The 14,535-nt window shown below is 73.0% G+C and carries 15 protein-coding genes; 2 read left to right on the top strand and 13 right to left on the bottom strand.

From position 1 onward, the window contains the following. Positions 1-58 precede the first annotated feature (58 nt). From bar to BKA00_RS03550, 6 genes are all read right to left on the bottom strand, one after another. On the bottom strand, positions 59-1,171 hold the full coding sequence (gene bar, locus BKA00_RS03575) for a barbiturase (RefSeq protein WP_221493001.1): 1,113 nt from the start codon (positions 1,169-1,171) through the stop codon (positions 59-61). Between the two features lie 223 nt (positions 1,172-1,394). Beyond that, positions 1,395-2,558 (bottom strand): pyridoxal phosphate-dependent aminotransferase, encoded by a 1,164-nt coding sequence (locus BKA00_RS03570; RefSeq protein WP_185023556.1) that lies wholly within the window; start codon positions 2,556-2,558, stop codon positions 1,395-1,397. A gap of 61 nt (positions 2,559-2,619) precedes the next feature. Further along, positions 2,620-2,802, bottom strand: coding sequence for a helix-turn-helix domain-containing protein (locus tag BKA00_RS03565; protein ID WP_221493000.1), 183 nt, complete (start codon positions 2,800-2,802; stop codon positions 2,620-2,622). Next, positions 2,780-3,085 carry an NAD(P)H-binding protein gene (locus BKA00_RS39665; RefSeq protein ID WP_268248187.1) on the bottom strand — a complete coding sequence of 102 codons (306 nt, stop codon included), beginning with the start codon at positions 3,083-3,085 and terminating at the stop codon, positions 2,780-2,782. The genes BKA00_RS03565 and BKA00_RS39665 overlap by 23 nt, the downstream gene beginning before the upstream one ends. 119 nt (positions 3,086-3,204) lie before the next feature. Then, positions 3,205-4,602, bottom strand: coding sequence for an acyl-CoA synthetase (locus BKA00_RS03555; protein WP_185023555.1), 1,398 nt, complete (start codon positions 4,600-4,602; stop codon positions 3,205-3,207). Next, entirely contained in the window at positions 4,602-5,768 is a 1,167-nt protein-coding gene (locus BKA00_RS03550) for a CaiB/BaiF CoA transferase family protein (protein WP_185023554.1), read from the bottom strand. The genes BKA00_RS03555 and BKA00_RS03550 overlap by 1 nt, the downstream gene beginning before the upstream one ends. 77 nt (positions 5,769-5,845) lie before the next feature. Here BKA00_RS03550 and BKA00_RS03545 point away from each other — a divergent pair, with 77 nt between their 5' ends. Beyond that, complete coding sequence (locus BKA00_RS03545) at positions 5,846-6,472, top strand: uridine kinase family protein (RefSeq protein WP_230298482.1); 627 nt, start codon at positions 5,846-5,848, stop codon at positions 6,470-6,472. On the opposite strand, the gene BKA00_RS03540 is transcribed toward BKA00_RS03545, so the two are convergent. Together BKA00_RS03540 and BKA00_RS03535 are read right to left on the bottom strand one after the other, a co-directional pair. After that, positions 6,469-7,683: a phospholipase D-like domain-containing protein gene (locus tag BKA00_RS03540; protein ID WP_185023552.1), complete on the bottom strand. Its 1,215-nt coding sequence runs from the start codon at positions 7,681-7,683 to the stop codon at positions 6,469-6,471. The two genes, BKA00_RS03545 and BKA00_RS03540, sit on opposite strands and share 4 nt — an antisense overlap. Before the next feature lie 394 nt (positions 7,684-8,077). Then, on the bottom strand, positions 8,078-8,644 hold the full coding sequence (locus tag BKA00_RS03535) for a dienelactone hydrolase family protein (RefSeq protein WP_185023551.1): 567 nt from the start codon (positions 8,642-8,644) through the stop codon (positions 8,078-8,080). A gap of 167 nt (positions 8,645-8,811) precedes the next feature. Between BKA00_RS03535 and BKA00_RS03530 the strand changes: the two genes are divergently transcribed. Then, complete coding sequence (locus tag BKA00_RS03530; protein ID WP_185023550.1) at positions 8,812-9,042, top strand: VOC family protein; 231 nt, start codon at positions 8,812-8,814, stop codon at positions 9,040-9,042. A 17-nt stretch (positions 9,043-9,059) separates the two neighbouring features. Here the strand turns inward: BKA00_RS03530 and BKA00_RS03525 are convergent, their stop codons facing one another. From BKA00_RS03525 to BKA00_RS03505, 5 genes are read right to left on the bottom strand one after another with little or no spacing between them, the layout of a single operon-like run. Further along, entirely contained in the window at positions 9,060-9,905 is an 846-nt protein-coding gene (locus BKA00_RS03525) for an urease accessory protein UreD (RefSeq protein WP_185023549.1), read from the bottom strand. Beyond that, complete coding sequence (gene ureG / locus BKA00_RS03520; RefSeq protein ID WP_185023548.1) at positions 9,902-10,591, bottom strand: urease accessory protein UreG; 690 nt, start codon at positions 10,589-10,591, stop codon at positions 9,902-9,904. The genes BKA00_RS03525 and ureG overlap by 4 nt, the downstream gene beginning before the upstream one ends. A 35-nt stretch (positions 10,592-10,626) precedes the next feature. Beyond that, the gene (locus BKA00_RS03515; RefSeq protein WP_185023547.1) at positions 10,627-11,301 is read right to left on the bottom strand and encodes an urease accessory protein UreF; all 675 of its coding nucleotides are present in this window, start codon (positions 11,299-11,301) and stop codon (positions 10,627-10,629) included. Positions 11,302-11,326: 25 nt separating this feature from the next. After that, positions 11,327-13,135, bottom strand: a complete 1,809-nt coding sequence (locus tag BKA00_RS03510) for an urease subunit alpha (RefSeq protein ID WP_230298483.1) — start codon at positions 13,133-13,135, stop codon at positions 11,327-11,329. Continuing rightward, entirely contained in the window at positions 13,128-13,793 is a 666-nt protein-coding gene (locus tag BKA00_RS03505) for an urease subunit gamma (protein ID WP_185023546.1), read from the bottom strand. The genes BKA00_RS03510 and BKA00_RS03505 overlap by 8 nt, the downstream gene beginning before the upstream one ends. Between the last annotated feature and the right edge of the window lie 742 nt (positions 13,794-14,535).

The raw sequence follows: 14,535 nt of genomic DNA, 5'->3' as shown, positions 1-14,535 counted from the left end.
TAGCCTCGGGCGACCGCGAGGGGCTACTCCGCGGATACTCTCCGCGTCGGCGGCGTCCTCAGCCGAGGTCGGCGATGGCCGCGACGGTGCCGCCGCCGGACGGCCCCTGGTGCACCGCCGCGACCGACACGAACACCGCCGGGTCGCCGGTGACGGACGCGGCGACACCGCCGACGCACGCCTTGATCTGCCGGTGCCAGTGCACGTCGGAGTCGTCCAGCATGATGTTGCGGCGGCCCCGGACCGAGCCGCGCGGGTCGGCCTCGCACTTGACGAACACGTTGACGAGCCGGTCGCCGAGGTCGGAGGTGCGGGGCCGGTCGGGCAGGTCCAGGCCCGTCGACCGGACGGCGTCCCAGATCCCGTCGGCGTCGAGCGCGTCCTTCATCACCCCGTGCCCCGCCCGGTACCGGCCGCCGATGCCGCGCACGTTCCCGACGACCACGATCTGCGCCCGGTCCAGCTCGACGCCGGACGAGCACGACGCGACCGACGAGTACAGCGACAGGTCCCTGTGGATCCGCTCGGCGGACGGCGGCTCGATCTCGCCGAGCGCGACGGCGATGCCGAGCGCGGTCGTGGAGTTGGAGATGTCCATGGACTTGAGGGTGTCCTCGGTGACCACGTCGCGGTCGCGCGCCTTCGCGTCGTTGATCGTGTCGAGGGTGAGCAGCGGCGTCTTGGTCTGCACGTAGTGGACGTCGGCCGGATCGTCGATCCCGGCGGTCTTCATGGCCTCGCGGACCCCCGCGGCGACCGTCTCCACCATCGCGGGACGGCCGATGTCCTCGGGCAGGATGACCTCGCTCATCGCGACGCCGACCGACAGCCGCGGCTCGTCGGAGGCGGGGACGCGGGCGGGGTCGGCGGTGGCGAAGACGGTCGCGTGCGGGCTGAGCACCCCGTCGGTGCCGCCCGACCACACCAGCGGTACCCGCGCCACCTCGTCCGCCGTCCGGGTGCCCTTGGCGAGGAGCACCTCGCGGAACGCCCGGTCGGCGAGCAGCCGCGTGTAGTCGTTCACGCCGCCGTTGCCCTCGGTCTTGCCGACGACGGCGAGGACCCGGTCGGCCTCCAGCACGCCGTCGTCGATCAGCCGGGCCAGCCCGGACGCGTCGGCCACGCTCTCAATGGGGATCTTGCGGACTTCGATCGGATCGGGCACCGTCATCGCTCCTCACCTGCCGTGTTGACCGGTCTCTACCCGGGGCCGGCCCTCGACGACCGTCCCGGCCCCGCCGGCCCTCCGCCGCGTCCGCCCGCATGGCCCCAGGTCACGGGACGGACGCTAACCCGCGCGGCGGCCGCCCCTCACGGGCGAATTCCGCCCAACGGACGCCGTTTCTTCGGCAGGTTCCGGTGGTCCTCCACCGCGCCCGCGGCGCGGGCGCCCCTCAGCGCAGGCGCGCGAGGCGGCTCACGGCCTCGTCGATGACCTCGTCCTTCTTGCAGAACGCGAACCGGACGAAGTGGGCGCCCGCCTCGGCGTGGTCGTAGAACACCTGGCTCGGGATCGCGACGACGCCCGCCTTCTCCGGAAGTGCGCGGGCCAGCTCCCTGCCGTCGGTGAAGCCGAGCGGGCGGATGTCGGCCTGCACGAAGTAGGTGCCCTGCGGGCGGCAGGTCGTGAACCCGGCCGCCTCCAGGCCGGTGATGAGCCGGTCACGCTTGGCCTGGAGGGACTTGCGCAGCTCCTCCACCCACGGGATCTCGTTGCGCAGCGCGTACGCGGCGGCGTGCTGGTAGGGGGCGCTGACGGCGTAGGTGAGGAACTGCTTCACCGTCTGGACGGCCCGGATGTGGGAGGCGGGCGCCGTCACCCACCCGGTCTTCCACCCGGTGACGGAGAACGACTTGCCCGCGGACGACACCGACACCGTCCGCTCGCGCATGCCGTCGAGCGTCGCCAGCGGGACGTGCTCGGCCTCGTCGAACGTCAGGTACTCGTACACCTCGTCGGTGATCGCCACCAGGTCGCGCTCCCGGCAGACGTCCGCGATGACCTCCAGCTCGTCCCGCGTGAACACGGTGCCGGCCGGGTTGTGCGGCGAGTTCACCAGGATCGCCCGGGTGCGGGGGCCGACGGCGGCGCGCAGCTCATCGGGGTCGAAGGTGAAGCGCCCCTCCACCGGGCGCAGCGTGACGGGCCTGCGGACGGCCCCGGCGAGCGCGATCACGGCGGCGTAGGAGTCGTAGTACGGCTCGAACACGACGACCTCGTCGCCCGGGCCCGCCAGCGACAGCACGGACGCGGCGATCCCCTCGGTGGCCCCGACCGTCACGAACACCTCGGTCGCCGGGTCGAACGACAGCCCGTACCGCTCCAGGCGCTGCGCCGCCACGGCCTCCCGCAGCTCGGGCAGCCCGGGGCCGGGAGGGTACTGGTTCGCGCCCGTCCGGATGGCCTCCACCGCCGCGTCCAGGACCCCGGCCGGGCCGTCCTCGTCGGGGAAGCCCTGGCCCAGGTTGATGGCCCCGGTCCGGACGGCCAGTGCCGACATCTCAGCGAAGATCGTCTCGCCGAATCCCTGCATGCGCTCGACCAATGGCTCGCTCACGGCCCCAAGCCTAGGCCCCGTCGCCCGGTGTGCGCGGCGCCGCAGGGCGACTTCCGGCGGCTCAGATCCAGCCCATGTCGACGGCGGCGCGGACGCGGGTGGGTTCGGCCATCTTCGCCATCGCGGTGGACAGGTAGTTGCGGACGGTGCCCTCGGACAGGTGCAGGTCGGCGCGCGCCGTCAGGTGATCGGCATGACAGGTGTCTGCCCGTCGCGGCGCCTCAGGCCGCGACGCTGACGACATGCCCGATGGTGGACGGGTCGCCCGCGATGTCGAGGAGCGCGGTGGCCTTGAGGAGCGGGCCCAGGAAGAGCGGTTTGACCACGAACCTGGTGAGCGGGTCGTCGCCCGGGCCGGCGTGGAGGTCCATGGCGTCGGCCTGGACGACGTCGGCGCAGGCGCGGATCTCGCCGGGCAGGGCCGCGGGATCGCGGACGACGGCGGTCACGTCGTGCCCGGCGTCCAGCGCGCGCCGGACGACCTGGACGCCGGTGCCGCCGGTCGCCCCGAACACCGTGAGCTTCATCGTGTCCTCCTTGGAATCGTGTGGGCCAGAGGGGTGAGGGAGTACTTCGCGGAGGGCGAGGACGCCCCCGAGTCGTTCGCCCGCGACCTGGACCGGCCCGTCCTCACCGAACTCCTCCCCTAGAGCTCGCTCAGGCGGCTCTTGACGACCTTGCCCATGGCGTTGCGGGGCAGGGAGCCGACCAGGTGGACGACGCGGGGCCGCTTGTGCGCCGACAGGCGCTCGGCCACGAAGTCGATGAGCTGCCTCTCGCCGACGCCGTCGGCGACGACGTAGGCCGTGACCTGCTCACCGAGGTCGTCGTGCGGCGTGCCGACGACGGCGGCCTCCCGCACGGCGGGGTGGGCGAGCAGCGCGTTCTCGATCTCGCCGGCGCCGATCCGGTAGCCGCCGCTCTTGATCAGGTCGGTGGACGCGCGCCCCACGATCCGGTGCCAGCCGTCCGGGCCGATCGTGGCGATGTCGCCGGTGCGGAACCAGCCGTCCGGGGTGAAGGACTCCGCGGTCGCCTCGGGCCGGTTGAGGTACCCCTTGAACAGCAGCGGCGCCCGGACGTGCAGCTCCCCGGGCGTCTCCCCGTCCGGCGGGACCGCGGCGCCGTCCTCGGACACCAGGCGGGTCTCGACGCCGGGCAGCGGCGTGCCGACGTAGCCGGGGCGGCGGTCGCCCTCGGCGCGGGCGCTGACCGTGATGAGGGTCTCGGTCATGCCGTACCGCTCCACCGGACGGTGCCCGGTGAGGGCCGAGAGCCGCTCGAACACGGGCACGGGCAGCGGGGCGCTGCCGGAGACGAGCAGCCGCGCGCCGCTCAGGGCCCCGGCCGTGGACGGGTCCGCGGCCGTCCTCGACCAGACGGTGGGGACGCCGAAGAACAGGCTGCCGCCGTCGTCCCGCGCCGCCGCCGCGTACAGCTCCGGCTTGGGGCGCCCTGTGTGGACGAGGGGCGAACCGACCCGCAGGGGGCCGAGCACGCCGAGGACGAGCCCGTGCACGTGGAACAGCGGCAGCCCGTGGACCAGGACGTCGCCGGGCGTCCAGGCCCACGCCTCGGCGAGGGCGTCGAGCCCGGCGGCGATGGCGCTCCGCGAGATCAGGACGCCCTTCGGCGCCCCCGTCGTCCCGCTCGTGTAGAGGATCAGGGCGGTCGCGTCGGGGGCGGCCTCGGCGTCGACGCCGCCGTCGTGCGGCGACAGCCAGTCGACCGGGAGGAGCGGCGGCTCCGTGGCGGAGACCTCCGTCCTCCCGCCCGCGAGGATCAGCTCGGCGCCGGAGTCGCCGAGGATGTGCGCGCGTTCGGCGGGCCCGGAGTCGGGGGGCAGCGGCACCACGGGGACGCCTGCGAGGAGCCCGCCCACGACCGCCGCGACCGTCTCCAGGGACGCCGTGGCGTGCACGGCGACCGCGCCGGCGCCCCGGATCTCCGCGGCGACGGCGGACGCCCGGCCGAACAGCTCGTCGCGCGGCAGCTCACGTCCGGCGACCCGCACCGGGCCGCCCGTCCCGCCGAGCAGGTCCATCACTCGCCCCTCTCCTCGTTCTCCCGTTCCTCCAGCCAGGCCATGACCGCGCCGGTGTGCTCGCCCAGCAGCGGCGGCGCGGTGTGCTCGCGCGGCTGCGCGCCGTCGAAGCGCAGCGGCGGCCCCGGCAGCTCGATCGGGCCGAGCCGCGGGTGCTCCACCTCGACGACCAGGCCCTGCGAGCGGGTCTGCTCCCACTCGTACACCTCGTCGATCGACCGGATCGCCCCGGCCGGGACGCCCGCCTCGCCGAACCGCGCGAGCCAGGCGTCGCGCGTGCCGCCCGCGAGGACCCGCTCGATGTCGGCGGTCAGCTCGGCGCGCCGGGCCGTGCGGTCGAGGATCGTCGCGTAACGGGCGTCATCGGGGTCCAGGCCGACGATCGGCGCGAACCTGCGCCACAGGCTCTGGTTCGCCACGCCGATCTGGATCTGCCCGTCCTCGCAGCGGAACGTCCCGTAGGGGGCGATGGACGGGTGGTCGTTGCCGACCGACTCGGGGACCTCCCGGGCGACGGTCCAGCGCGTCCCCTGGAACATGTGGGCGCCGACCACCGACGCCAGCAGCGAGGTGCGGACGACGGCCCCGCGCCCGGTGCGGGTCCGCTCGTACAGGGCGGCCAGCACGCCCGCCACGCCGTTGCCCGCGGCGAGGATGTCGGCGATCGACAGGCCGACCTTGCTCGGCGTGCCGGGCGGCCCCGTCACGCTCATGATCCCCGCCTCGCCCTGCATGACCGCGTCGTAGCCGGGCCGCCCGCCCTCGGGCCCGTCGTGCCCGAACCCGGTGATGGACAGGACGACCAGCCCCGGGTTCAGCTCGTGCAGCCGCTCCACCGGGAAGCCGAGCCGGTCGAGCACGCCCGCCCGGAAGTTCTCCACCAGCACGTCGGCGTGCCGGACGAGCCGGGTGAGGACGTCCCGGCCCTCGTGCGACTTCAGGTCGAGGGTGATCGACTCCTTGTTCCGGTTGATCGACAGGTAGTAGGTGCTCACCCGGTCGGCGCCCGCGAACGGCGGCCCCCAGCCCCGGGTCTCGTCCCCGGTTCCGGGCCGCTCGACCTTGATCACGCGGGCGCCGAGGTCGGCGAGCGTCATGGTGGCCTGCGGGCCCGCCACGACACGGCTGAGGTCGACGATCACGATGCCTTCGAGCGGTCCGGGCAAAGGACGTTCTCCTTCTGGGGGCTCCTGGGGGACGGCTCCGTGCAAAGGCCGGCTCGGTACCTGGAAGTATGCCGTCCGTGCCGCAGTCTGCCGCGTCCCACCCCGGTGGGGCCTCCTCCAGCGTGACCTACTCCGCGCTCGCCGCGCGGCTGCTCGCGCTGCCGCCGTCCTGCGGCCCGGTGCGGATCGTCGCGGTGGACGGCCCGAGCGGCGCGGGCAAGTCCACGTTCGCGGGTCACCTGGCGGAGGTCCTGGTCGGCGCCCCGGTCGTCCGGTCGGACGACTTCCGGGTGCCGTGGGACGCGGACCCCCTCACCTGGTGGCGCCCCCTCCGGCAGGCGGTGCTGGGCCCGCTGCGGGACGGGCGCCCCGCCGTGCTGCGCCGCTACGACTGGCACGACGACCGCTACGGCCCCGAGGAGAGCGTCCCGCCCGCGCCTGTGCTGCTCATCGAGGGCGTCGGCTCCGCGTGGGCGAAGGCGCCCGCCGCCTACCGGATCTGGATCGACGCACCGTACGACCTGCGCCGCGCCCGCGCCCTCGACCGGGACGGCCCCGAGTACGCCGGGGCCTGGGAGGACTGGGCCGTCCGCGAGCAGGCCCACTTCACCGCCGACGCCACCATCGACCGCTGCGACCTCCTCGTGGACGGCACGACCTTCACCCCGTACCGCTTCAGGACCCCTCCCGGAACGCCGGACTAGAGGAAACGGCGAATGGGCATGATCGACATTTCCTTGGCGCGCTGCGTCACGGAACGCCGGGCCCACCGGGCGTGGTCGACCCGCTGGCTGCGCGCGAGGTCCTCCTCGAAATGGGCGTCCAGGGTCGCGGTCAGATCCTTGTCGATCACGGCCAGCATGACCTCCTCGTCGTGGTCGAGGGACCGCCGGTTGAAGTTCGTGGACCCGATCAGCGAGACCATTCCGTCCATGGTGAGAATTTTGGTGTGCAGCATCGACGGCTGGAACTGGTTAATGCGCACGCCGCACTTCAAAAGGTCCTCGTAATGCCGCTGGCTCGCCAGGCGGCTCACGCGCTTGTCGGCGTGCGGACCGGGCAGGAGCATCTCCACCTCGACCCCGCGGGCGACGGTCCCGCACAGCAGATTGACGAAGTAGTCGTCGGGCGCGAAATACGCCGAGGCCACCCGCAGCCGCCGCTCGGCCAGCTGCAGGACGACGCGGAGAAGGGTCTGCATGTCCTGCCAGCCGACGCTGGCCGACCCCCGCACCACCTGCACCACGGCGTCGCCGGCCGGCTCATGGCCGATGAAACGGTCGCGGTCGTCGAACAGCGTGTCGTGGCACTCGGCCCAGTTCTGCGCGAACGCGGCCGCGATCCCGTCCACCGCGGGGCCGCGGACCCGGAAATGGCTGTCGCGCCACTCGCTCTCGTCCCGGGCGTCGCCGCACCATTCCTCCGCGATGCCCACCCCGCCGGTGAAGGCCGTCCGCTCGTCCACCACCAGCACCTTTCGGTGGCAGCGGTGGTTCTGCTTGAACGGCGACACGTACACGGGCTTGCGGAACCAGGCGACCGTCACGCCCGCCCGCTCCATCCGCTCCACCAGGTCTTTCTCGATCTGCCAGGCGCCGATGCCGTCCAGGAGCAGCCGGACCCGCACCCCCGCGCGGGCGCGCTCCGACAGCGCGTCGGCGAACCGGTGGGCGATGTCCCCGCGCCAGTACACATAGGTCATCATGTCGATGGTGCGCCGCGCCCCGGCGATCTCGTCCAGCATCCGGGGGAAGATCTCGTCCCCGTTGCGCATGGGCGTCACGGCGTTGCCCTCCGTCGCCGCCACGCCGATCAGCCGCTCCAGAGCGCGGCGGATCCGGTGCGCGCGATCGTCGGACGGGGAGGAGAGCAGGTCGTCTCCGGGGGGCGTCGGCTCCTGCTGCGACACGGTCATTTCGATGTCTTCTCCTTATGCCAAGGCCAACGATCAACGGACTCGTGCCGCCACACCGAAAGCACGAAAGCGATCGCCGCTCGGCCGGGATGCGTCCCCCCGGATACGCGTTTCATGCCGCCACGCCTTGCGGTGAGAGCAAATCGACATCGTTTCCCGCCACACAATGCACGCGGCCGGATACCGAGCGTACCTCCGCCCTGCCGTGGTCCTTACCACGCCTCGAAAATGTCCCGCGCCGGGAAGACCAGTGGCCCGAAATGCAGATCAATTAACGAGCCGTCACCACCGGGCGATTACGGGGCCGCGCCTCCGGCCCCGGCTACCGGGCACGAGCGCCCTGGGCCCCGTCCGGTGCCGTCGCGGGCGACGTTGGCCGCGCACGCGCGCGGCTTCACGCCGAGGCGAGGAAGTCGAGCACCCTGCTCCAGGTCAGCTCGGACGCAGCGGAGTCGTGGTCGGGGAATCCGGGGTCGGTGTAGAAGTGGCCGACGCCCGGGTAGCGGAAGATCTCCAGCTCGGCGCCGGCGGCCCGGGCCGAGCGCCGCAGGGCGGCGACCTGGTCGGGCGGTGCGAAGTGGTCCGGGTCGGCGGCGTGCAGCTGCACCCGGAGGCCCGGCCGGACGGACGCCGGGATCTCGGCGGGGGCGTGCAGCAGGAGGACCCCGGCGGTGTCGGGGCGCTCGGGCCAGACGGCGCCGACGACGCCCGCGCCCATCGACAGGCCGGCCAGCACCGTGTCGTCCGGCATGGCCTGGAGGGCTCGGCGGGCGCGCTCGACCACCGTCGTCCAGCCGACCTGGCCGGCTGTCCGGAACCCCTGGTCGAGCGTGGTCGCGGTACGGCCGCCGAACAGGTCCGGTGCGAGGACCTCATGCCCGGCGCGCCGCAGTCGCTCGGCCGCGGCGAGTTCGGCGGAGCGCAGCCCGAGGATGGAGTGGAACAGCGCGACATGAGCCATGGCGCCATCATGCCGTGGACTCGCGGGAACGCCGGTGCGGGCGTTGACGTGCGGCGGTGGCCGCTCGGATTCAGCCGCGGGCGGGGGCGGAACGCCGGACACGGCCGCCGGCCGCATCCCGGTCTCGTCCTCGCCGCCAGGCACCGACCGGCGACATCCTGTCGAGCATGGACCCGGCGCGCCTGCACCACTTCTGCCTCGCCGTCCCCGATCTCGACGCGGTCGTGTCCGAACTGCGCGACCTGGGCGTGGCGTTGCTCGGCGGGCCCATGGCGGTGGCGGAGATCGGTCAGCGCGTCGCGTTCCTGACCGACAACCCAGGCAACATCATCAACCGAACCCGGCACCCCGCCGCTACGTTGACTTGCGGCGTGTTGCCCTTATCAGCGCTCGCTTAAGGGCAACACGCCGCAAGTCAACGTTCAGCGTCGATCAGGTGGCGGAGTGCGGCATCCAGGCAGCGGCGGAGGTCGCCGGCGTCCGGGGCCACGGCGGTGAGGAGGACGCCTGGGCCGGCGAGCGGGGTGATGACGCCGTGTGCGCGCGCCGGGATGTCGTCGAGGATCCGCGTGCCGGGCGGACGGTCTCGGTACGCGGGGTCGATGACGAGGAGCTGGCCGACGGCGCGGTAGCCGGCCAGCACGGCGGGGCCGTCCCAGCCGGGGGCGCCGGGGCCGTAGGCGGTGTGCTGGTCCAGCAGTGTCCGTTCGCCGTGGCGGACGGTGACGCGGCCGGCCAGCCGTCCGGTCGGCTCGTGTGCGCGGCCGAGGATCTGCTGCTCGCCCAGGACGAGCCGGGCGCCGCGGGCCAGGTCGACGCGGATGTGCTGGCGCAGGTCGCTTCCGGTGGCGGAGATGACGGGTTCGGGCAGCCAGAGCAGTCGCGCGGAGTCCGCCACGCTCAGCGCCACGTCGAGGACGGCGTGCCCGGGCGCCGGGCCGGGCAGGGCGACCGTGGCGGCGGCGGAGAGGACGTGCAGGTCGGCGCCCGGCCCGACGACGGCCTCGACGCGCAGGCGGTCGCCGTTGTGCGGGGCGCTCATGGTGTTCAGGAGGCAGACGCGCGCCTGCGGGCCGCGCGGGCGCAGCCGGCGGAGCGCGAACGGGCCGTCGCCGTGGAGCAGCGGCAGATCGGTGACTCCGTCCGCCGCCTCGGCTCTGACGCGGGCGGTGGCATGCACCCCGTAGGAGGCGGGCGAGTGGGAAGCGGGCGGCGCGTCGGCGGCGCGCGGCGCGGTCCGGGAGGGCGGCGCCGCGGTCATGCCCGATCCGCGGCCTGCTCGGCGAGGCGGCGGCGGACCCAGTCCGCAATGGGGTCGACGCCGTGGTCGGCCTTGACGCTGGTGAGGACGACGGGCAGGGGGCCGCGCGCGGCCTTGGCGTCGCGTTCCATGGCGCCGAGATCGGCGCCGACATGCGGGGCGAGGTCCGCCTTGTTGATGACCAGCAGGTCGGCGGTGGTGACGCCGGGGCCGCCCTTGCGGGGGATGTCGTCGCCGCCCGCGACGTCGATGAGGAAGATCTGGTGGTCGACCAGGCCCTTGGAGAAGGTGGCGGTGAGGTTGTCGCCGCCGGATTCGATCAGGACGAGGTCGAGGGAGCCGATCCGTTCCTGGAGGTCCTCGACGGCTTCGAGGTTGGCGGAGATGTCGTCGCGGATGGCGGTGTGCGGGCAGGCGCCGGTCTCGACGGCGGTGATCCGCTCGGGGGGCAGCACCGCCTGGCGCAGCAGGGCCTCGGCGTCTTCACGGGTGTAGATGTCGTTGGTCACCACCGCGATGGACAGGGTGTCGCGCAGCCGCCTGCACAGGGCGGCGACGGTGGCGGTCTTGCCGGAGCCCACCGGCCCGCCCAGGCCGATGCGCAGCGGGCGGGGACGGCCGCCGGAACGGGCCGCGGCGGGGGGAATGATGTCGTCGATGACCGGGTCGGTGCGGTGCAGGTGCATGGGGCCATCCAGGTGTGGTGGTCGGGAGACGGTGTTCAGCTGGCGAAAAGGCGTACCGGCCAGGCCGCGTGCTGTTCGGCGGTGATGTCCAGGAGCGGGGCGGACGCGGCGGGCAGCGCGTCCACCCCGTCCACCGGCAGCCGCGCGGCATGGCGGGCGGCCTCCGCGGCGACGTCCTCCATGTCGCCGGCGAGGCGGGCGGCGACGGCGGCGGCCTGGAAGGGGTCGAGGCCGAGCAGGCGTACCGCTGCGGTCACCGGGGCGCTGACGCTGTCGTAGGCGGCGGCCTGGGCGGCGTTCCGCGGCGTCAGCCCGGCCGTGCGCGCGGCGACGCCGAGCACGACGGGCTGGTGCGCGCCGGCGGGACGTGCGGCCGCCAGGTGCTCCAGTTCGGGGCTGGGCCAGACGGCGCGGACGGCGCGCGTCAGCTGCCGTCCGAGCCTGCGCGCCGCCCGGCGCAGCGCCGGGGAGGGCGTGCGCGCGTCGGCGGCGTCGTCCAGGACCAGCGGGTCGTGTCCGGCCGCCGCGGCGGCGGCCAGAGAGGCCGCGACCAGGCCGGTGGTGGCCAGCCGCCCGCGGCAGAAGTCCTCCAGGGTCGCGGCGTCGCGGACGCGTCCGGCCGCGACGGCGGCCTCAGCGCCTCCGGAGTGCGCGTGGCCTCCGGAGGGGAAACGTCCGTCACCGAGAATCAGAAGCGACACCGGGCTCATCGTGGCTCCAGGGGGTGGGGACCGGTCAGAACAGGAAGTACCGCTGGGCCATGGGCAGTTCGGTGCGGTAGTCCGGCGCGACCGCGTCCTCGCCGACCTCCACGCTGACGTCCCGGCTCCGGTCGTCCTGCTCGGCCGCTCCCCCGCTGCCGTCGATCACCACGGTGAAGCTGTCGGGGTCGACGTCGATGCGCGGGAGGGCGTCGTTCTCGCGCATGTCGGCCTTGGTCAGCCCCCGGGTGCTGGTGATGGTCTCGAAGGGCTTGCGGAGGCCGGGTACGCCCCCGGCGAACCGTTCGGTGACGAAGTTGACCGAGTTTCCGCCCGGGGCGTGCCCGAGGGCGCCGAACATGCGGCGGGGAAGCACCGGCTGCGGGGTCGGGACGGCGGCGTTGGCGTCACCGACCTGCGCGCAGGCGATCTGCCCGCCCTTGATCACCAGGTAGGGCTTGACACCGAAGAACGCCGGCTCCCACAGGACCAGGTCGGCGAGCTTTCCGGTCTCCACCGAGCCGACCCGGTGGGCGATGCCCTGGGCGATGGCGGGGTTGATGGTGTACTTGGCGACGTAGCGGCGGGCCCGCAGGTTGTCGGCGGCCCCGTCGCCGTCCAGCGGGCCGCGCTGCCGCTTCATCACATGCGCGGTCTGCCAGGTCCGCAGGACCATCTCGCCGATGCGCCCCATCGCCTGGGCGTCGGAGGACATGATGGAGATGGCGCCCATGTCGTGCAGGACGTCCTCGGCCGCCATCGTGGACGGCCGGATCCGCGACTCGGCGAAGGCCAGGTCCTCCGTGACCTTCGGGTTGAGGTGATGGCAGACCATCAGCATGTCGAGGTGCTCGGTGACGGTGTTGACCGTCAGCGGCCGGGTGGGGTTGGTGGACGCGGGCAGCACGTTGCGCCGGGACGCCATCTCGATCATGTCGGGGGCGTGTCCGCCGCCCGCTCCCTCCACGTGGAAGGCGTGGATGCAGCGGCCCGCGATGGCCTCCAGCGTGCTCTCCAGGGAACCGGCCTCGTTGAGGGTGTCGGCGTGGATGGCCAGCTGCGCGCCCGACTCCTCGCAGACCCGCAGGCAGGCGTCGATGACGGCGGGGGTGGCGCCCCAGTCCTCGTGCACCTTGAACCCGATGACCCCCGCGCCGAGCTGGTCTCGCATGGAGTCCGCGGACATCGTCGCGCCCTGGCCGAGCAGCCCGATGTTGACGGCCGAGCCGTCCAGCGCCTCCAGCAGGGAGGTGATGTGCCAGGAACCCGACGTGACGGTGGTGGCCTTGCTCCCCTCGGCGGGCCCCGTGCCGCCGCCGATGAGCGTCGTCACGCCCGAGCCGAGCGCCTCGTCGAGCTGCTCGGGGCAGATGAAGTGGACGTGGGTGTCCACCCCGCCAGCGGTGAGGATCTTGCCGTTGCCTGCGATGATCTCGGTCTCCGGGCCGATCACGATGTCGGTGGCGACCGCGTGGTCGTCGTGGCGCCGGTCCATGGTCTCGGGGTTGAAGGCCTTGCCCAGGGCGACGATGTCACCGCCGCGCAGCGCGACGTCCGCCTTGACGACGCCCCAGTGGTCCAGGATCACCGCCCCGGTGATCACCGTGTCCGGAGCGCCCTCGGCGCGCGACAGGCGGGACTGGCCCATCGACTCGCGGATCACCTTGCCGCCGCCGAAGACCACCTCGTCACCGCTGTGCCCCGGGCCGCCCGCCCAGTCCTCGTCGATTTCGATCCACAGGTCGGTGTCGGCGAGCCGGATCCGGTCGCCCGCGGTGGGCCCGTACAGGTCGGCGTACTCCGCGCGCTCCAGCCGGGGACGGCACACCTCGGGCTCAGTCACGCAGCTCACCTCCGACCATCCCGCGAAGCCCCATGACCTTGCGCTCCCCCCGCAGCGGAACCAGATCGACCTCGACGCGGCAGGCCGTCTCGAAGCGCCGCGACTTGCCCGCGGGTATGTTCAGGCGCTTGCCGTACGCGCACTCCCGGTCGGGTTCCGCATCCGCCGCCACCGGTACCGGCCGGATCTCCAGCGCCGGGTTCACCTCGTAGAAGTGGTAGTGCGAACCGACCTGCACCGCGCGGTCACCGGCGTTGCGGACCTCCACCCTCGTCACCGGCAGCCCTTCGTTGATCCGCACGGGCTCCGCCTGCTCCGGGTGCTCGACCTGCCCCGGCGCGGCGACGTCGGGCCGCGCCGGGATGGGGTCGGTGATGGTCACCAGCTTGGTCCCGTCCGGGAAGGTCGCCTCCACCTGGATCATCTCGATCATCTCGGGCACGCCCTGCATCACCTCCCGGCGCGTGAGCACGCCCCGTCCCGAGGCCATCAGTTCGCGGACGGTCCTGCCGTCCCTGGCCCCTTCGAGCACGTGCGCGGTCAGCAGCGCCACCGCTTCGGGATAGTTCAGCCGGAGCCCACGAGCCCGGCGCCCGGCCGCCACGTCGGCGGCCACATGGATCATCAGGCGCTCCTGCTCGTGCGGGGTGAGATGCACAGCTTCCTCCTCAGGGTCGTCCGGGCTCCCCGCGGCCACGCCGCCGGAGCGGCGCGGCACAGAGACGGCGGGAAGACGGCCGAGCGCTTCCGGGGTCGCGCCGCCGGACGCGGCGTCTCTCCGGAGTTGCAGTGTCACTTAGTGCGATATGGCCTGGAAGGGTTCACTGGGCCACTCTGGGCTCACCGTCCCGAGAGGCAACGTTGGCCGGCGGCACATGCCGGCGGGTCGCGTCCCCGATGTCCGAGCAGCCCGGCCGGCGACCGCCGGGACGCCGCCCGGATTCACGGCGAATGAGCACACCGACTTGGTGATTGGATTTCGGCGCCGGTCGAGACATTTCGGCGGCGAGGAGGAATTTCGAGGGCACGATCTGCCTCGGAACGTTCCAATAACAGGCCGATGAGAGGCAGATCGAAAGCCGCCCTCCGTCCTCCACCCGCACCGTCGCACCAACGCCCACATCCTCGCGGGCCGACGGTCTGGAATCCAACAAAACAGCAGGTCAAAGAAGGTAGCTAGACTACGGACAACCACCCGGCCCGCCGTGAATAAAGAGCTTTGCGCCCCTGCTCCGGAAGGCAGTCGGGGCACCTCCCATGCAACACCGGGGCGTTAGACAAACCACCTCTAGGTGGATCATGATGATCATGTGCCATGGACCCTGCGGTCCACGGCGGAAAGGTCCAGCCGATCAACAGCTGGACAAAGCCAACTCACACCGGGAGGCAACCCTATGCAG

The sequence above is a fragment of the Actinomadura coerulea genome (genome assembly GCF_014208105.1).
Taxonomy (GTDB): Bacteria; Actinomycetota; Actinomycetes; order Streptosporangiales; family Streptosporangiaceae; genus Spirillospora; species Spirillospora coerulea.
Note: the sequence above shows the minus strand (reverse complement) of the source record. Positions and strands in the feature narration are given on the sequence as shown.